Below are 18,525 nucleotides of genomic sequence, written 5' to 3'. Positions count from 1 at the left end.
GCGGCACCGGACCCGCGAACCAGCAGGTCGCTCCAGACCCCGACGGCAGCTCGACACCAGCCTGGAGCACCCATGCGAACCTTCGCCCGCAAAGCAGCCAACCCAATGACACCAACCACGATTCCGCCCAGCGCTGATCCCACCGCGGAGACTCCTCGAGTCGGCGGCGATGGAGGCGATCTCTCGCGGCAGCCACCAGGCGTTCGCCGGGCTCGTCGACCGCACGGCCAAGATCCTCGCCGCCGACCTCACGGCACGTCTTACGGAGCCCCGGCAGCGGATCGCGATTCTCGCCGCCACCTACGTTGAGGTGTGGTGGCTCGCCGGCTGCCGCAGCGACGCGGATGCCGACGTCGCCCAGTGGATCAGTCGCATCCTGGAGTGGAGGATCGCGGACTCGTGCCGGTTTACCACGGACCAGGCTCACCACGAGCCGGGGCACTCCCGCGCGGAACACGAACTGGCCGCCTGCTGGACCGGCCGATCGACGACCACTGGCCGGTCTGAATTGTGCCGTCGCCCCCGTGCTCCTGCGTCACCGAGTACCCGGCCACGCGACACCGGCAGCCTCAGCGGCTGCACGAATACATCAATCAGGGCCGGGCCGAAGCCGACCGTCCCGCAGTCTCGCCCCGCCGCCTGACGAGCTACCTGCTGACCCATCCCGATCCCCGCAGCCAGCGGCAACAGGAGATATTCGAAATCCTTAACGACCGCCTGCTCTGAGATGACGGCTCTCACCAGCCTCGGGCACTCCTTCGCCGCCTTGCTGACGCCCGCCGACGGCAACGCCGACCGGTTTCCGGATGGATCACCGCCGCCCGGCAGGAAGAACTAACCTGCACGCCTTCACCCGCGGGCTCGAGCGGGACCGCCTCGCCGTCGATGCCTGGGGGTAGCCGGAGACCGACCGCCGGACGTGGTCGCCCGCCCGGAAATGACGGGAAGGGCGCACGCGAACTGCGTCATGGGACCCCGGGGCCCAGCGGGCCGACGCATCGTTCGTGACGGACAGAAACCCTGGTTGAGCAGGCCATTCATGGCCTGAGCGATCCGATCTCGACGTGACGGGCCCCCTCGTCGGCAATGCCGAACATCGATGCGCAGCTCCCTCCGAAATGGACGATTTCGACACTTCGGTGACACGAACGACCGTACGGTGATCTTCGCCTGGTTCGCCTGTCCGGGCCGGTAAGTCCATGATCGTGGTTGGTGGCGGGGCGCGGAAGTTGGCTGCGGTTGTCCTGGGGCGTCCGCGGTTGTCCCGGCAATCGGGTGGTGTGCCCCGGTGGGCGGCGGCGCAGACGGCGATCGGACAAGGACTCAGTAGATTCCTGCTGTACCGCCAGCACCGCTCGTCGCAGCCGGGCCCACGACAACCTGGGCCGCTGAGGCACTCACTACGTTGGCCTTGCTGGTCATGATCCATAGCGGATGCGGCGACATCGTCGGCGTCGCCTGGTGGAAGCGGCAGGCATCAGATGTTCGTCATGGGCGCCAGTGAGGAGGCAGGAGCTCGAAATCGTCTCGCATATGCTGCTCAAGAACGGGAACCAGTGCGCGGCGAGGAGACGGCTGCGTGTGAAGCCGCCGAAAAGTCGCGGACTGCGCGGGTTGCAACATGATCGGTCAAGTTCGAACAACTCGCCGGGCGGTTGGCTGGGGATCCGGTGTCGCGCGGCGACTGTTCATCGACCGGACGGAGGATATGGCGCCGTGAGCGAACCTCGATATCTGGGCGAATACCACACATGGACAGGGTTCACGAGCCGTTGCGATCTGTCGCCTTCATACCCGTCAGCGGTGTCGTGTCCCTCGGCGGTCGGTTGAGGTGCACTCTCTGCTCGAGCAGCTCGGGGGTGTGGCGTACCTGGGCGGTGTCCATCGCGGCGGCGGAGACGGTGTCCGCCGACTCTCTGCTGGCGTCCGGCGGGACGAGGTAACGGGCACGACGAAATCCGTACCCGTGAGGAACTGGACGAGTTCCCGCTACTGCGGCGCCGTGTGCCGGTTCAGCGGCTGCATGCGAAGACCGGCGAGCTGAACGACGTTCAGCTGATGGCCGCGGCCTGATCCGTTTGCCGGACCGCCTCGGTGGCGTGGTGGCCCAGACGCGCCATCAGGTATGGATGGCCGAGATCGGGGACCGCGTCCAGCAGGATGTCGCGGGCGCGGTCGTGCTCGATCGGTGCGCTGAAGGACAGGGTGGACACTCCGAGTCCGGCGGCGACCAGCGAACCGACGGAGAGGGCTTCGCCGGCATGGAGCCAGTCCAGACTCTGATCACCCGGACCGTGCAGGACCGCGAACGTCGCGGCCCGGTCGTGCCCGTCGCGGGCGCGGGGAAGATCGAGACGGTGGCGTGCGCCGACGATGCGGTCGCCACCGGCCCACAGTGCCAGCTCCGACTGCCATTGTCTGCCGGCCGGTTCAAGGCCGCCGGTGTGGGCCGTCGCCACGGCGAGATCGAGGATCTGGTCCGGTCGCAACACGGTGAGGTGGGCATACTGAGATTCGAACGCGGCGCGGATGGTGCTCAGGCGGTCGGCTGTGATCGGGAGACCGGTGACGGGGCGGCGGTCGGTGTGGCGCAGTTCGATGACGCGCGCCAGGTCGGCGGTGGAGGGGCTCACCGGTCCGGGGCCGTCGATGTGCAGTCGCGCGAGATGGGTCGGTTCGTTGGGGTCGGGCAGGCGGGTCGCGGTCACCCGCCAGCCGTCTGCGGCCAGGGTCAGGCGGGCGTGGTGCAGCGCGGCACCGCAGCCGATCGTGGCGAGTCGCCTGTCAGGCACGGGGAGTTCGGTTGAGGGCTCGGTGTGCAGGAACAGGTCCAGAACATCGTTGGTGACCTGCCATCGCCACGGCCGGGCGTCGTGAGCCGAGGGGGCCTGCCGGGCAGCGACGACGGCTCGATTGAGGGCTTCGTCGGTGATTCGCCGTCCGACCGGACGTACGGGTGTCATCGGGCCTCCTCTTCTCGTAGCGCGCCGCAACCACCGCGTCCGGCTTCCCAGGTGGCCTTGTCCCACGCCGTCTCTCCAGGACCCGGTGCCGGGCCCTGCGGGGCCAGGCACACGCTGAAGGAGCCTCCGTCGCCGCAGATCACGGTGATCAACGTCGTGGGCCGACGGGTCCGGTAGCCGATGGTGACCATACGGCCGCCCATGACGATCCGGTGTGGCTCGGTCGTCCAGGTACCGACTGCCAGCAGCAGCCGTGTCACCGGGCCACGAACCTGGTCGAGGGCTCGCACCAGATGCCACAGCTCGGTGGCGAGGTCGGGGGAGCTGGGCCACCAGGTTCCGTCGACCGACAAATCCGGGGAGTACGGGACGAGCTGTGTCTCAGGTGGTTCGGCAAGGGCGGGTGATCCAGCCCGTTGAGCGGGTGTTCTCATGGCGTTCCCGTCGTCCGGGACCAACGCAGGCGCGGGTCCGGCCCTGATGAAGCGGGCGAGACGAGGTCCACCGAGGTCGGTGAAGAGGCGCGGCCTCCGGCGGAGTGCCTGGCCACGCACGCCGACCGGGGTCAGCGCCCGACAGTGAGGCCGCCGGTCGCCTTCAAGCGTACGCGCTGTGGCTGAGTGGCTCCTGGTTCGTCACCGCCGGCCATCTCTCCATTGATTCCCTTCCGTTGACGGCTGCGGGATCGTCAGGCGACCGGAGGGGAGGCGGCTCCCCTCTCCCGGAAGTGGTGGTTCTGCAACAGCAACGGACGCCGCCGTCCCGTCTTCGAGGGTGGACCCGTGTCGTGCGGTTGATCGTCCGGCCGGCCGATCGCGGGCGGCGTACCGGGTTCCGGTTGCTTCCGGCGCGGCAAGGGTGTCGCGGAGGTCGGAACGTCGCTTCCCAGCGGCCCGGAGACTTCGGGGGCCTGCGCGTCGGTGTTTTCGGCAGGTTGACGAGGACTCACGCTGAACACCTGGTCTCCGCCGATTCGGGCGGCCCGTTCGCGTGATCGGTGGCGGCGTCCGCATCGACGCTGAGGTCGGGGTGGCCGGCCGGCTCGGGCACGCACAGCCAGAGCGCATGCGGCAGGACTCCGACGGCCAGCCGGTCACTGCTGCGGATGAGATCGCCGTCGAGTTGACGAGGCTGGGGCCGGTTGCTGATCACCTCGATCCGGCTGCCGCGAAAGACCTCGAGAGCGGGTACCCGCTCGCTGCGCCGGATCAGCCCCCACGCCAGGGCCACCCACGTGCGCAACGTGTTCGGCGTCAGGACGGCGATGTCGAGGACGCCGTCGTCCGGGTGTGCCTCGCTCAGCAGTCTCAGGCCGCCCTGCAACCGGCCGACGTTGGCGACGAGCACCGAGCGGGCGCGCCGGCGCATCGGTGTGCCGCCGTCGATGCGCAGGGTGACCCGCATCGGGCGGTCCTTGAGGTGTTTCACCGCGCCGAGCACGTACGCGGGCCAGCCTATGTGCTTCTTGGCGGTGTCCGAGGTGGCGTCGAGCATGTGGGCGTCGAAGCCCATGCCCGCCATCACGGCGAAGTGCCGGCCGTCGAGAGTGCCGACGTCTATGCGCCGCAGACCGCCGTCCACCGCGACTGCGAGACCGGTTGCCAGATCGGTGGACAGCCCCAGGTTCGCCGCGAGGAGATTGCCGGTGCCGGCGGGGAGGACGGCCATCGACACGTCCGTGTTGGTCAGCGCGGACACCGCGGACATCACCGTCCCGTCACCCCCGCAGACGAACACCACCTGCGCACCCGACGCGACCGCGGCGCGGGTCTGGCCGAGACCGGGGTCGTCCTCGGTCGTCTCGAACCATCGTGGCGCCGGCCAGCCGGCCTCTTCCAGCGTGTCGTCGACGGTGCGGCGCAGTTCGGCGAGATCGTCGATCTTCGCCGGGTTGACGACGACTGCAGATCGGGGCGCCGGGTCGGTGCGGGTGGTGGTTACCGTCATCGAGCTGGCTCGCTTTCCTTGAGGGTGGCTCCGGTCGGCTCGAGGGTGCCTGCCTGCTGCGAGCGATGGGCGTCATTCGGACGGGTCGTCCGTCAATGTCGCTGGGTCGAGGCGGAGCATGGCAAGCAATCCTCCGTGCCGGTCCAGGTCGATGCGTTCCGGTAGCTCACGGTCGACGAAATCGGCTCGGTCGTACTGGCCGCGTTCTCGCAGAGCGGCGAGCACGGCCGCTTTCGCAATGATCATTTCTGCTCCCCGGATCACTGGTCGGCCATAGGTGAGGTCACTCCAATCCGGAGCGCCGATCAGACGGTCGCCCAACCGAAATGGCTACCTGCCCAGGCCCGGAAGACACCAAATCGAAGATCTTTATTGGGTACGAGGAGCGAGCGACGCCCTCGCGGGTGCTTCGGCACCTCACCCGACGAAGCCAGCGGCCGAGGCCGGCGCCCTCAGCGGATGCCGGCCTCGTTGGAGCGTGCGATGATCACTTCTTGAAGGCGTCCTTGATCTTCTCGCCGGCTTGCTTGAGGTTCGAGGACCTCTGGTCGCCCTTGCCCTCAGCCTGAAGATCCTTGTCGTCGGTGGCCTCACCGACGTTCTGCTTCGCCTTGCCGGCGGCTTCCTGCGTCTTGTTCTCGATCTTGTCGTCGAGTCCCATGACGCTCCTCTCCCGCGCCCGAACACGGACCTCGTCGGCTGACGACATCTCGCTGAGCCACGGTGCAGTACCCGGCATGCCCCCGTCCGGCGATACGAAACACTTAGCCGGCCTTCGATCGGCCGGCCCCGCCGGAGCTGGGTACCGGCCCGATTGTGCCCTCATCGCATCGGTGACGTGCGGCCTCCCGTGGGAGACTCGGTGGGTGAAGCAACCGATGTGTCAGGCCGCTGATCAGGCCGGCGCCTAGTGCGGCCACTGCCTCGCCGGTCACGTCGTGGGCGCCCGCCTGTGAACCGCCTGGTGCGGGTCTCGTTCCCGGCCCTGCTGGATGACGATCTCGACGACCTCTAAGACAACGCGCCGTGTGGTTTCGTCTCCACTCTGCCGGACGGCACGATCGTCAAGGTCAACGCCACCCTGCTCACTTGGTTGGGATACGGCAGCGTCGATCTGGTCGGCCGGCGGCGCTTCGCCGATCTGCTCACTCCCGGCAGTCGTCTCTACCACGAGACGCACTGTGTGCCACTGCTGCGGCTGCGTAACCAGGTCAAGGGAATCGCGGCGGAGATGCGTGCCGGCGACGGCGCCGTGTTCCCGGTCCTGGTCACCTCTGTCGTCAAGACCGGCGCGACGGCGTACCCCTGTTGATACGAACCACCGTTTTCGACGCCCGAGAGCGTCGTGCGTACGAGAACGAGTTGCTCGAAGCCCGGCGGACCGCCGATCGGGAACGTGATGTATGTGGTGCGTACCGGTCTGGCTGCCCACTACGTCTGCCACGTCGGCCGTTCCTACTCGCCGCAGTCGTCGATCGCGATCCGCGACGACAGCGTCGAGGAGGCTGTCTGGACCGCGGTAAGCGCGCTGCGGGAGAAGATGATGATCATCGAGGAGTTGGTGGAGCAGTCGCCGCGGCGAGGTCGCGATACCCGGCCCGCCGATCGAGGCTGCCGGCCGCCTCGTCTCGCGAGTCCTGCAGGAACTCATGCCGATCCGCGCAAGCCTCCCGTGCCTCCACGCTACCCAGCCGGCCCTGCAGTTCGATCTCCCGCTGGTCGGCATCGGCGTCTCTGCTGTCGGCCGCCGTCTCGCGGGGCGCTGACACGGTGCTCGCTCATCCAGGGTCCGGCTGCGCTCCTGTCCTTCGGCGCCGTTCCCCACATCCTCGCTCATGGCGTCACCGTATGCCGGAGCACGCGTCATTCCGAGGCGCGGACGCCGCCCGGAGCACCGGTCGCCGTTCCTCCGTGCTCTGCCCCATTCCGGCCGGTTCACGACATATGCTGGATCGGGACCGGAGCACGACCGCCTGGTGAAAACGCCGTGTTGCCGTGCAGAGGGGCGGGCACATCGTGACCGACGCGGCGGAGCCTGAGGCACTGGCCTCGGTGTTCCCCGATGACCCCCATGAACCTGCGGCCACCGGATCCGGCAACCTCGGCTCATCAGGGCACATGGTCACCGCGGGTTCGGTATCCGTCGACCAGGGCCAGGCGTTGCGGGCGGTTCTCGACAGCCTCGACGTGGCGGTGCTCGGTTACGACCGCAACGGCCGGGTGATCTTGATGAATCCGGCTGCTCGAGCCCTTGTCGAAGAAGTGGGGGAGCCGACCGGAGATGACGCCGTGCCCACCGGGATGTTGCTCTTCGACACCTCGGGCCGGCAGATGGGCGGCGAGCGGCATCCTGTCTCCCTGGCGTTGCGCGGGGAATCCGTGCGCCACGTCGAGGTGTGCGTGCGGGCGGCCGACAGCCCGGCCCGGATGTATCTGGCCCAGGGCGGTCCGGTGACCGGAGCGGGGCGGCTCGCCGCGGTCCTGGCCTTTCACGACGTCACGCTGCAGAGCAGGGCGAAACAGCTGAATGATTGTGTGGCCCGGGTGTCGGCGATCCTTGGCGAGCCCGGACCTGCGGGACTGATCATCGCGACCGCCGTGAGAACCGTCGGGGTCATGCTCGGCTGGGCCGCCAGCGAGTTCTGGTCCGTCGACCGGGTGAGCCAGGTCATCCAGCGGCGTAACCGCTGGCAGGCGGACGACAGCCACTCGACCGGCCTCGATCGCGTCGGTGATCTCCTCAACGGCGTGGGTCTAGCCGGTCGCGCATGGCAGAGCAGAACGCCGGTGTGGGTCACCGACCTCGTCACCGATCCGCTCACCGCCGCTCAGACCGACTGGGGTCCGTTGCGTGCCGCGCTGGCCGTTCCCATCCCCAGCGGCTCGTCGGTTCTCGGCGTCCTCATCTGCTACAGCGACCAGGACGAGACACCCGACGACATGCGTACGGCGATCCACGGCAGCATCGCCGTACACCTCGGGGAATTCCTCGAACGACGCCGGGCCGACGATTCCTCCACCGCACTGGAACACAGCCGCGACGAGTACATCACCCTGGTCGGCCACGAACTGCGCACTCCCTTGACCAGCATCCAGGCCAACGCTGAGATGCTGCGCGCCGAACCCGACATGCCGGCCGACGAACGACAGCAGATGCTCGAGGTGATCCACCGGCGGGCCGAGGAACTCAACCGGCTCGTCGCGACCCTACTCGACGTTGCCGGCACCAGAGCCGGACATATGTCGCTGCATTGCCGGCGCATCGACCTCGCTGAGGTCGTCCGGGCCGCTGTCGGCCGGAACGACACGGCTGCCGCCATCGACCTCGGGGCCCCGGTAGCCCTGCCCGTCAACGCCGATCCGGACCGGATCCGCGTCGCCGTCGAGGAACTGCTGCGCAACGCCCGAACCTGGGCGCCGCCGGACAGCCGCATCAGCGTCACCGTTCGCGGAGAACAGCGCGCCGCCGTGGTCACGGTGTCCAACAGTGGTCCGCCGATCCCCGCCGACCAGCACGCTCGTGTCTTCGAGCTGTTCTACCGCGGCGACGAGCTGCGCCACGGGGGCGTCCCGGGCTGCGGCCTCGGTCTCACGCTCGCCCGGGCGATCGTCGAACAGCACGGGGGCACCCTGACCCTGAGCGAACCCGATGAGATCACGACGACCTTCACCATCCGCCTGCCGCGCCCCAACGGCCAAGAACCGTGACGACTACCGCGTCGTCAATGTCCGGGGCCGGCTCGCGTCACTACAGGTATTGGCCACTCGTTGCGCTGTCCCGGCGTGCCACCCGTACTGATACGACGTTGGCCAGGTTGATCAGTACGGCGTTCTCGTCCGCCTCCCGGTTGTACCTGGCACGAGTGAGGATCAGGCTACGACGCTCGTCCAGCGCCCGGGCGATCGCCTCCACCGCCTCGTCCGGTCCCGGGAAGTCGCTGGTCATCACGGCCACGTCCTCGCCGCCCACCGGATGGAACCTGATGATCATTTCAGTGTTGTCAGCCATGGCCGTCTCCTCACGACGTGACCTGCATACCCGATGCCACTGGCGAAATGCCGGAGTAGCCCCATTGCCGGATGCCTCGTCCGGCGAGGCCCGGCCGTCCATCACCGGCCGGCGCGGGCCTCATGCTCGGCACGGGCCGGTGCACCGACCTCGTGCAGGTATCGCAGTGCCTGCCGGTAGGACGTGACGAGGCTGGTCTGCTCGTACGGCACGCCGATCTGTGCGCAGTAGGCCTCGACGATGGGCTGGGCCTTGCGGAGGTTGGGCGCTGGCATGCCGGGGAACAGGTGGTGCTCGATCTGGTAGTTCAGGCCGCCCAGGGCCGCGTCGGTGAATCGGCCACCCCGCACGTTGCGGGAGGTCAGCACCTGCTTGCGCAGGAAGTCCTCGTCACCGGCCGGGTGCGGCATGCCCTTGTGGTTGGGTGCGAAGGTCATACCGAGGTAGAGGCCGAACAACGCCTGGTGAAGCAGGAGGAAACCGAGGGCGGGCAATGGCGGCAGGACGATCAGCAGTACGGAGAGGTAGCCGACGCCATGCAGGAGCAGCAGTGTGCTCTCCAAGCGTGGGCGTTTCACGACTCCGTTGCGCAGGGCCTTGATGCTGGAGATCTTCAGATCGACGGCGAGCAGGGTCAGCAGTGGGAAGAAGAGCGCGGCCTGGTGCCTGGTGACGAAGCCTTTCAGCCCGCGTCGTCCGAGTGCTGATTCGGTGGCCCAGATGAGCACCTCGGGGGCCACATCGGGGTCGAGGTCGTCGTGATTGGGGTTGTTGTGGTGCCGGGTGTGCTTCTCCATCCACCAGCCGTAGCTCATCCCGATGCCGACGTTGCCGGCGATGCGGCCGGCGATCTCTCCCGGTCGCTTCGTGCGGAAGACCTGCCGGTGAGCGAGGTCGTGGGCCAGCAGTCCCACCTGGGTGAAGGTGATAGCCAGGAACGCCGCCGTCACGATCTGCCACCAGGACGAGCCGATCAGGAAGAACGCGGTCCATCCGCCGAGGAACATGAGGGTGACGACGCTGATCCGGGCGACGTAGTAGGCGGCCCGGCGCTGCATCAGGCCTTCCGCGTTGATGCGGCGAGCCAGGACGGCGAAGTCGCTGCCGGCCGTTGCCGCCCGTGGCGCCGTACTGGTCGCCGATGTCAGAGTTGTCATGTGTCCATCGAACCGCTCGGGACGCGATTCGTCAGGAGCGCTAGGACCCTCGTCCTGGTGGTGCTAGCACCACCAGGACAGCCTTACCGGCGGGAGGACACTGAAGTTCGTGAGAATGCGCGTGGATGGGACGGGCCTGGGTAGTGGCGCCCGGCGGGGCGTGCGCGGTGTGCTGGGCGGCATGGCGGCGATCGGCTTGGCGATCACCAACATTCCGCTGCTGGCCGTCGCGGTCGTGGCGTTGGTGCTGACGCCCGTGCCGTACCTCGGGCTGGCCCTGGTCCCGTGGACCATGACGCTGGTCCGCAAGCGCACCGACCTGGAGCGCCGGCGTGCGTCCCGGGCGGGCGTGCTGGTCAACCGCCCGTACCATCCGCTGCCGGAACGTGCCGTCGCCGACGGGTGGGAACGGTTCCGGTGGACCGTGACGGATCCGGCCACGTGGCGGGACCTGGCCTGGCTGGCACCCGGAGCCGTCGTCGGGCTGACCCTCGGGGCGATCGGCGTGCTGGTGCCGTTGTACGGGCTTCTGGGCCTGACATTGACGCCGTCGTGGATCTGGCTCGGCACAGGCTGGTACGGCTACGGCGCGGTCTGGTCCATCGACGCGTTCCTTGCCGGTCTGGTGTCGGTGCCGCAGGGCGTGATCATCCTCGCCGCCGGGCTGTGGGTGGCGCCGTGGCTGCGCCGTGTCGACGCGCTGTTCGCCCGGCTCCTGCTCGCGCCCACCAGGTCGGCCGAGCTTCGTCTGCGGGTCACCCAGCTGACCGTCACGCGTGCCGGGACGGTGGACGCCCAGGCGGCGGAGCTGCGCCGCATCGAACGCGATTTGCACGACGGTGCGCAGGCCCGTCTCGCGTCGCTGAGCATGATGATCGGCCTGGCCGACAACCTCATCGACCGTGACCCGGCCGAGGCCCACAAGCTGCTCGCCGAGGCCCGGGCATCCAGTCGGGCCGCGCTGGCCGAGTTGCGTGACCTGGTGCGCGGAATTCACCCGCCGGTGTTGGCCGAACGCGGGCTCGACGGCGCGGTCCGGGCGCTGGCGCTCAGCCTGCCGATCCCGATCACCGTCGACGTCGACCTGCCCGGACGGCCCGACCTGCCGCTGGAGTCCGCCGCCTACTTCGCCGTCGCCGAAGCGCTGAGCAACGTCATCCGGCACAGCCGCGCTCACCGCGGGTCGGTGTTCTCCCGGTACGCTGCCGGTCTGCTGACGATGGTCGTCACCGATGACGGCAGGGGCGGCGCGAACCCGGCTGCCGGCACCGGGCTGCGCGGTATCAAACGCCGCCTGGCGGCGTTCGACGGCACGATCATGCTGTCGAGCCCGCCCGGGGGCCCGACCGTCATCACCATGGAGTTGCCGTGCGCGTTGTGATCGCCGAGGACCACGCCCTGCTCCGGGACGGCCTGACCCGGCTGCTGGGCGCCTTCGACTTCGACGTCGTCGCGGTGGTCGACAACGGCCCCGCGCTGCTGCCCGCACTACTCCAGCACCGGCCCGACGTGGCAGTCCTGGACGTACGCCTGCCACCCACCTTCACCGACGAAGGTCTGCAAGCGGCCATCGCCGCCCGGACCCGGCTGCCGGGCCTTCCGGTTCTCATGCTCTCCCAGCACGTGGAGCCGCTGTACGCACGGGAACTGCTCAGCACCCCGTACGGCGGCATCGGATACCTGCTCAAAGACCGGGTCGCCGATGTCAGCGACTTCGTCGACGCCGTCCACCGGGTGGCCGACGGCGGCACCGCCATGGACCCCGAGGTGATCTCACGACTGGTCGCCCGCCGGGAACCGCTGGCGGTGCTCACCACCCGGGAACGTGAAGTGCTCGGCGAGATGGCTCAGGGCCGGTCCAACGCCGCGATCGCCACCAACCTTGGTATCACGGAGAAGGCCGTGAGCAAGCACATCAACAACATGCTGACCAAGCTCGACCTGCCTCCCTCCGACGACGACAACCGCCGGGTGCTGGCCGTGCTGGCATACCTGAACGCGTGACGGCGCGCGCCGGATTCACCGGCGGGCCGGACGGTCCGGCAGCAGCCGCTCCTCGAGATCCAGTTCACGTTCCAGCACCCGCAGGCCCTCGTCGGACAACCGGCCGGCATCACGCCAGCGCAGGCACTCCTCCCGCTGTGCATCGATGGCCACCCGGCGCACGTGCAGGGCGGCCTCATACTCCGGGGAGATCGGCGGACCCGCCGAGTCGTTGTCGCGCAACAGGGAGAGCCGGTCCCGATAACGGCTCAGCCGGGCCCGCAACTGCTCGCGCATCGTCTCGATCACCTGGCCGCTGATGTCCTCGTGCTCCTGCTCCTCCAGCTCGTCGAGCGCGGTGAGGGCGGCCTTGACCGATGCTGCCCGCGCCTCGTTGCGCAGAAGGGCCTGGTCGTTGTCGTCCGCGCGCAGCCCCAGTGCCCGCACCATCGGCGCGAACGTCAGGCCCTGCCCGACCAGGGTGACGAGCACGACCACGACGGTGCAGAACAGCAGCAGATCCCGAGCGGGGAACCGGTCCCCGGTCTCGGTGACCAGCGGCAGAGTGAAGATCGCCGCTAGACTGATCACGCCTCGCGTGCCGGCCCAACTGAGAACCACGACCTCCCGGCCGGTCCACCACCTCACGGACGCCCTCGCGTCCGCTCCGCCCCGGCTCCAACGGGTGTGCAGTGCTCTGGGCACCAGCAGGGTGAGAACCAGCCACAATGGCCGTAGCAGCAGTGTGACGCCCACAGTGATCGCGACCGCGACGACAACGGTGGCGGCGTCGTATCCCGCCAGCCCTCTGATGACCTCGGGCAATTGCTGGCCGATCAACAGGAATATGAAGCCCTCGAGCAGGAAGTCGACCAGTCGCCAGACCGCATTGGTCTGCAGCCGGCCCGCCCCCGAAGCAGAGCGTGGCGTGTGGTGTCCCACGATCAGCCCGGCCACCACCACGGCCAGCACACCGGAGACGTGTATCACCTCACCGAGTAGGTAGGCGCCGAACGGTATGGCCAGCGACACGGCGTTCGCGAGCATCGGATCGCCGCTGAGCGGTCTGGACAGCAGACGGACGGCGAAAGCGACCAGTGCGCCCACGGCCACTCCGCCCGCGGCGGCGAGCAGGAACTGACCGACGGCGGCCGGCGCCGAGAACCCGTCTCCGGTGGCCGCGGCGACCGCGACGCTCAGGATGGTGAGCGCGGTGGCGTCGTTGAGCAGCCCCTCACCCTGGATCAGGGTGATGATCCGGGGTGGAAGCCCCACCTTGCGGCCGACGGCGAGCGCGGCGACCGGGTCGGGTGGCGCGACCGCCGCGCCGACCGCGATGCCGGCGGCCAGGGTCGCACCGGTGACGAACCACGCGAAGCCCAGGCCGATCAGCAGCGCGGTGAGCAGAACCAGCACCACCGACAGGCTGACCACGGTACGCAGATTGCGGCGGATCGCGATCATCGACGAGTCCAGGGCGGCGCTGTACAGCAGTGGCGGCAGTACGACTGCCAGGACTATGTCCGGGTCCAGGGGAATGTTGGGCCCTGGCAGGAGGGCGTACCCGATACCGATGAGTGGCAACAGCGCGGCGGCGGGCAGCCCGGTCCGGCCGGCGACCCACCGCACCACCGCGACCACCGCGACAGCGGCGAGGACAAAGATCAGAATCGGCTCGACATGCACCGTCCCATCCTTGCGGGCCGGCCTACGCCGGCCGCAGAAATCGGTACCGGGTATCGCCCCGGCCGGAAACCGGCGGCCAGGATTCGGGTCGGCAGCCGAATTTCTGTGCTACGGTCGTCCCGTTGCAGTTTTGATTTCCGTAGACGTTTTCGGCGCCTGATGGGTTATCTGAAACCCTCCAGGCGCTTCTTCGTTTTCCGCGTCGATGCGACGCGAGTGATCAACGCGGCGGCGTGAGAGTCCGCACAGTGCGGATTCCGACAGCTTGCTAAGGAAAAAGACATGGTTACAGGTACCGTGAAGTGGTTCAACGGCGACAAGGGCTTTGGCTTCATCAACCAGGACGAGGGCGGCCCCGACGTGTTCGCCCACTTCTCGGCGATCTCGGCGAGCGGCTTCCGCAGTCTCGACGAGAACCAGCGGGTGGAGTTCGACATCACGCAGGGCCAGAAGGGCCCGCAGGCCGAGAACATCCGCGTTATCTGATCTTGCGTCATTACCGACGGCGGCTCGACTGGTTCAGCGAGCCGCCGTCGGCATTTTCCGCATCTGTAAATTGCGGCCCGGCTTCGATGAGACGTGCCGTTCGAGAAAGGCCCTTATGGCGACGATCACCAATGTGCCGTACCCGCCCGTTTCCCGCTCCCTTTCCGCTCTCTCGCGTTTCCGTCGCCCGGCTCCTGGCACCCCCATCGGAGGCCTGACACCGTTCCTGGCTTCATCCGCCACCGAGGATTCGACGCTCGTGGTTCGTGTCTCCGACCGTGGTCAGCAGGCGATGCATCGGCTTCGCCATCCGTTCACCTCACCGTAGACACGGTTACCGGCCGGCCATGCGATGACAGCCGATCGGCGGTCCATCGCAGGTAGACGGCGGTGTCGTCGTTGTGGCGTCCGGCGTCGGCATGCCGGATCTCGGCCAGCAGGGCATCGACGCTGGTGTCGGGTTCCTCGATGGTGGCCAAACGTGTGGCGAGTGGACCGCGACCACCGCACGAGTGTCGCGGAAAGTGTCGTCAACTCGCCCAGCGACGACAACCCCTTGCGGAAGCGCAGGCTTCGAGCGCCGGCGACGGACCCCGCCAACATCGTCTGCTGCGCGCGGCCTCCGACCGATGCGAGCAGGTCGCTCGCCCGGTCCATCCGGAAACCATCTGTCGGAATACTGCGCGCCGCGCGATGGCCGGTGACTTCATGATCGTGGTTGGTGGCGGTAGTGCGGAAGTTGGCTTCGGTTGTCCTGGGTTGTCCGCGGTAGTCCCGGCGGTCGATAGGAGGCCAGCGCCGCGGGGCTGTCGCATCGCTGAGAGTTCCCATCGCGCTGCTGACTGTTCAAAGGGCTCACCAGATCTCTCGCCCCTTGAGGCCCTCCGACCGTTTCATCAGGGCCATCGCCGAGGATCGAGATCGGCGCCGTCGCCCGTCACCTCGTAGAACTTTGTGGGAGCTCCCACTGTCCTCGGGAGTTCGACATACGTCGTTCAGGGCGGGCATCCGGGGCACCTTTCGGCAGAGGGGGAACGCCGACGAACATAGCGAGGGGGTACGACATCGCCGGCTCGCGTGCCCGGCGTGCGGTGCTGCTGGGCGGCTCGGCCGACGCGTTCGGTGTGGACCGCGCCCACGGCGACCAGGGGGAGGGCTTCGTCGAGGTGGGCGGGCCGGTACCCATTACACTCCTTGATCGCGCTCATCCTCCAGGTCACCGTGTCCGGGCGGGGCGACGCGAGGCTGGAGACGGAGAGGCACATGCGGACCGCCGGGCAGTACCGTTTGCAGCAAGCGCTGAGCACCTGCGAGGTCGGTGACGTCTGGTCGGGCGTCGGGGCGCGCGGAGAAGCCGTCACCGTGGCCGTTCTCAACGAGCGGGCCTCGGCCGACGACCGCTGGCGCAAAGCGTTCGGGGCCGCGGCGGACGCGCTCGCCAACGCCACCGCCGACCGTCTCCCGATCGTCGGCAGGGACTACCAGGGCCCGCGGCCGTGGGTGGCCTGCGCGCCGGAGCAGGGCAGCGGCGCCGGGCAGGTCTTCGAGGTGCTCGGACAGCGCCTGGTTCCGGTCGCAGTCCCGGAATTGGCGCCTACGCCCGCACCCGCGCCTACGCCCGCACCCGCGCCTACGCCCGCACCCGCGCCTACGCCCGCACCCGCGCCTACGCCCGCACCCGCGCCTACGCCCGCACCTGCACCGGTGCCTACGCCTGCACCCGCGCCCGGGCCCGCACCAACGCCTGCACCCGCGCCTACACACGGGCCAAAACCCGCGCCGAGGCCGGTGGAAGCCGATGTGCCCACACCGGTGGACGACCCGGTGGTCGCACGGGTCGGACCGTCGCCCCACGCTGAGCGAAACGACCGGCCCGTACCCCCGTTGCGGTTTCCGCCCAGGCCGCCCGTCAAGCGGCGGCGTGCCGGCCTGGTCGTCGCCCTGGCGGCCCTCGCCGGGCTGGTCGCCGGCGCCGGTGGCACGGCGGCCGGGATGTCGCTGCGTGACGAACCGGCCCCGGCTCCCCGGCCCAGCGCCACGCCGGCGCCGACCGACGAGCAGTTGCTGCTGGGCGATCCCACCGCGCCGGGGGTGGAGCCGCCGGTCGGCGGCGGCTGGCCGTCGTCCTGGCCGACCTTCGTGTCCACCGAGCCGACGAAGCCCATCAAAGGGCTGGACGGCGTCGGCTTCGACTTCCGCGTCCCGCCGGCGTGGAACTGTGAGCAGGTGGCCACGGCGGCGGCCGCGGCGCACTACCGGTGCGGCGGCGGGGACGCGGGCGGTGGCGACCTGATCGTGCGGACCTGCGAGACGCCGTGCACCGAGGAGCGGCGCACGGCTCTGCGGCAGCGCGAGGAGGCGTGGGGCCTGCAGTGGACCCGCAGCGGCCCGTTCGCCACCTGGGCCGAGACCACCCAGATCGACGGCAAGCGAATGTACGGTCTGGTCTACGTCGCGTTCTGGCGGTCCACCCCGGAGGGCCAGATCGATCGTCAGCTGGTGGTGCGCCTGACCGCGCCGCTCGCCACCAGTGATCACCTGAAGAAGGTCGTCAACTCGATCCGTGACGAGACGTTCACCCTCTGATGACCCTCTAAGGAGTGCTTGTGGCCACGACCCTGGCGGTACCCGGGGCCTATCCGACCATCGCCGACGCTCTCGAGGTGGCGCCCGACGGAGCGGTCATCTCCCTCGCGCCCGGCACGTACACCGAGCGGTTGCGGGTCGCCGGGCGCCGGCTCACGGTGCGAGCCGCCGGCGAGGCCGGTTCGGCGGTGATCGAGGCGACCGCGCTGGACGGCCCGGCGCTCGCCGTCGTGTCCGGTGAGGTCACGGTCGAGGGCGTGGTGTTCACGAGCGGCGACTACCCGGCGGTCACCGCCACCGGCGGCCGGCTGCGGCTGCGCCGGTGCGAGCTGTCCGCCGGCTACGGCGCCGGCCTGCAGGCCGACGACGGCGCGACCGTCGAGGCCAGCGAGGTACGCGTGCTGCGCGGCCAGCACGGTCTCGTCTTCTCCGACGCGGGCGGAACGGTGGAGTCCTGCGAGGTGCGGGGCGTCACCGACGACGGCATCATCGTGCGCCTCGGCGCCGACCCGGTGGTGCGGAGCACGACCGTGGCGGACTGCGGTCACCGGGGCGTCTACGTCTACCAGTCCGGGCGGCCGACGATCGAACGGTGCGACATCTCGGGCACCGGTGACGCGGGCATCGTCGTGGCGAACGGCGGCGCGCCGACGATCGTGGAGAGCTGGATCCACGACACCCGGGGCGTCGGTATCGCCTTCGGCCCGGGCTGCGGTGGTGTCGTCGACCGGTGCCGGGTCGAGGCGACCGCGGCGCCGGGTGTCGACGTGGACCCGACGGCGAACCCGGCGGTCACCCTGGACGAGGGCACGGCGCCGAAGGCCGGCGTGGGCGTCACCGACGGCGCCGCCGACCGGAACGAGGCCGAGGTCGAGCAGTTGCTGGCCGAGCTGGATTCCATGATCGGTCTGGCCGGGGTGAAGAACGAGGTCCGGGCCCTGATCGACGAGATCCAGGTGAACGAGTGGCGGCGCGGCGCGGGCCTGTCGGTGGGCGCCGCCAGTCACCACCTGATCTTCACGGGCGCTCCCGGCACCGGCAAGACGACCGTCGCGCGTATCTACGGCAAGCTGCTCAAGGCGCTGGGCGTGCTGCCCAACGGTGAGTTCCGTGAGGTGTCCCGGCGTGACCTCGTCGGGCAGTACATCGGGCACACCGCGGAGAAGACCACCAAGGTGTTCGAGGACGCGATGGGCGGCGTGCTGTTCATCGACGAGGCGTACACGCTGGCCCGCGCCGGCGGGGCGGCCGCCGACTTCGGTCAGGAGGCGATCGACACCCTGGTGAAGCTGATGGAGGACCACCGGGACCAGGTCGCGGTGATCGTCGCCGGCTACACCAAGGAGATGTCCGACTTCCTGGACGCCAACTCCGGTCTGGCGTCCCGGTTCGCCAAGACCCTGGAGTTCGAGAACTACGGGCCGGACGAACTCGTGCGGATCGCCGACCGGATCGCCCGCAACGACGACTACGTCTTCGCGCCGGGCCTGAGTGACGCACTCCACGAGTACTTCTCCCAACTGGAGCGCGACCGCAACTTCGGCAACGCCCGAGAAGCCCGCAAGCTGCTGGAAGGCATGCGGAAAGCGCAATCCGGACGGTTGCGGGCGCTCGGCCGGATGCCCAGCCGCGAGGATCTGTGCGCGTTCGTCCTCGATGATCTGCTCACCGCGATCCGCTGATTGCCGGTACGCTGGCCGATCCGAGA

At 69.0% G+C, this 18,525-nt stretch carries 15 protein-coding genes and 1 pseudogene; 7 read left to right on the top strand and 9 right to left on the bottom strand.

Annotated elements, in window-relative coordinates:
* Window positions 1-2,051: 2,051 nt before the first annotated feature.
* From IEZ13_RS16095 to IEZ13_RS16075, 5 genes are all read right to left on the bottom strand, one after another.
* Entirely contained in the window at window positions 2,052-2,963 is a 912-nt protein-coding gene (locus tag IEZ13_RS16095; RefSeq protein ID WP_183221773.1) for a nitroreductase family protein, read from the bottom strand.
* Window positions 2,960-3,316 carry a DUF5994 family protein gene (locus IEZ13_RS16090; RefSeq protein WP_183221774.1) on the bottom strand — a complete coding sequence of 119 codons (357 nt, stop codon included), beginning with the start codon at window positions 3,314-3,316 and terminating at the stop codon, window positions 2,960-2,962. Before IEZ13_RS16090 ends, IEZ13_RS16095 begins: the two co-directional genes overlap by 4 nt.
* A gap of 592 nt (window positions 3,317-3,908) precedes the next feature.
* Window positions 3,909-4,910 carry a diacylglycerol/lipid kinase family protein gene (locus IEZ13_RS16085; RefSeq protein ID WP_183221775.1) on the bottom strand — a complete coding sequence of 334 codons (1,002 nt, stop codon included), beginning with the start codon at window positions 4,908-4,910 and terminating at the stop codon, window positions 3,909-3,911.
* Window positions 4,911-4,982: 72 nt separating this feature from the next.
* Window positions 4,983-5,156 carry a hypothetical protein gene (locus IEZ13_RS16080; protein ID WP_183221776.1) on the bottom strand — a complete coding sequence of 58 codons (174 nt, stop codon included), beginning with the start codon at window positions 5,154-5,156 and terminating at the stop codon, window positions 4,983-4,985.
* A 241-nt stretch (window positions 5,157-5,397) separates the two neighbouring features.
* Window positions 5,398-5,571 (bottom strand): CsbD family protein, encoded by a 174-nt coding sequence (locus tag IEZ13_RS16075; RefSeq protein WP_183221777.1) that lies wholly within the window; start codon window positions 5,569-5,571, stop codon window positions 5,398-5,400.
* Between the two features lie 369 nt (window positions 5,572-5,940).
* Between IEZ13_RS16075 and IEZ13_RS46525 the strand changes: the two are divergent.
* Window positions 5,941-6,222: pseudogene (locus IEZ13_RS46525) on the top strand (PAS domain-containing protein); the annotation flags it as partial.
* Window positions 6,223-6,926: 704 nt separating this feature from the next.
* The gene (locus IEZ13_RS16065; protein ID WP_183221778.1) at window positions 6,927-8,618 is read left to right on the top strand and encodes a sensor histidine kinase; all 1,692 of its coding nucleotides are present in this window, start codon (window positions 6,927-6,929) and stop codon (window positions 8,616-8,618) included.
* A gap of 40 nt (window positions 8,619-8,658) precedes the next feature.
* Here the strand turns inward: IEZ13_RS16065 and IEZ13_RS16060 are convergent, their stop codons facing one another.
* Both IEZ13_RS16060 and IEZ13_RS16055 read right to left on the bottom strand, forming a co-directional pair.
* Window positions 8,659-8,919 (bottom strand): hypothetical protein, encoded by a 261-nt coding sequence (locus IEZ13_RS16060; RefSeq protein ID WP_183221779.1) that lies wholly within the window; start codon window positions 8,917-8,919, stop codon window positions 8,659-8,661.
* Between the two features lie 101 nt (window positions 8,920-9,020).
* A complete protein-coding gene (locus IEZ13_RS16055; RefSeq protein WP_183221780.1) occupies window positions 9,021-10,076 on the bottom strand; it encodes a fatty acid desaturase family protein in 1,056 nt (351 codons plus the stop codon).
* A 115-nt stretch (window positions 10,077-10,191) separates the two neighbouring features.
* Here IEZ13_RS16055 and IEZ13_RS16050 point away from each other — a divergent pair, with 115 nt between their 5' ends.
* Window positions 10,192-11,457 (top strand): sensor histidine kinase, encoded by a 1,266-nt coding sequence (locus IEZ13_RS16050; RefSeq protein ID WP_183222001.1) that lies wholly within the window; start codon window positions 10,192-10,194, stop codon window positions 11,455-11,457.
* Window positions 11,445-12,080: a LuxR C-terminal-related transcriptional regulator gene (locus IEZ13_RS16045; RefSeq protein WP_183221781.1), complete on the top strand. Its 636-nt coding sequence runs from the start codon at window positions 11,445-11,447 to the stop codon at window positions 12,078-12,080. The genes IEZ13_RS16050 and IEZ13_RS16045 overlap by 13 nt, the downstream gene beginning before the upstream one ends.
* 15 nt (window positions 12,081-12,095) lie before the next feature.
* On the opposite strand, the gene IEZ13_RS16040 is transcribed toward IEZ13_RS16045, so the two are convergent.
* Complete coding sequence (locus IEZ13_RS16040; RefSeq protein ID WP_183221782.1) at window positions 12,096-13,745, bottom strand: Na+/H+ antiporter; 1,650 nt, start codon at window positions 13,743-13,745, stop codon at window positions 12,096-12,098.
* A 282-nt stretch (window positions 13,746-14,027) separates the two neighbouring features.
* Here IEZ13_RS16040 and IEZ13_RS16035 point away from each other — a divergent pair, with 282 nt between their 5' ends.
* Window positions 14,028-14,231 (top strand): cold-shock protein, encoded by a 204-nt coding sequence (locus IEZ13_RS16035; protein ID WP_183221783.1) that lies wholly within the window; start codon window positions 14,028-14,030, stop codon window positions 14,229-14,231.
* A 314-nt stretch (window positions 14,232-14,545) separates the two neighbouring features.
* Here IEZ13_RS16035 and IEZ13_RS16030 read toward each other — a convergent pair whose 3' ends face one another.
* Window positions 14,546-14,710, bottom strand: coding sequence for a hypothetical protein (locus tag IEZ13_RS16030; RefSeq protein WP_183221784.1), 165 nt, complete (start codon window positions 14,708-14,710; stop codon window positions 14,546-14,548).
* 1,405 nt (window positions 14,711-16,115) lie between these two features.
* Between IEZ13_RS16030 and IEZ13_RS16025 the strand changes: the two genes are divergently transcribed.
* Entirely contained in the window at window positions 16,116-16,817 is a 702-nt protein-coding gene (locus tag IEZ13_RS16025; protein WP_183221785.1) for a hypothetical protein, read from the top strand.
* Window positions 16,818-16,837: 20 nt separating this feature from the next.
* Window positions 16,838-18,499 (top strand): right-handed parallel beta-helix repeat-containing protein, encoded by a 1,662-nt coding sequence (locus tag IEZ13_RS16020; RefSeq protein ID WP_183221786.1) that lies wholly within the window; start codon window positions 16,838-16,840, stop codon window positions 18,497-18,499.
* The last annotated feature ends 26 nt before the right edge of the window (window positions 18,500-18,525 follow it).

Origin of the sequence: Actinoplanes campanulatus (assembly GCF_014647795.1) — a bacterium.
Taxonomy (GTDB): Bacteria; Actinomycetota; Actinomycetes; order Mycobacteriales; family Micromonosporaceae; genus Actinoplanes; species Actinoplanes campanulatus.
The sequence above is the reverse complement of the archived record's forward strand: the minus strand, read 5'-3'. Positions and strand labels throughout refer to the sequence as shown.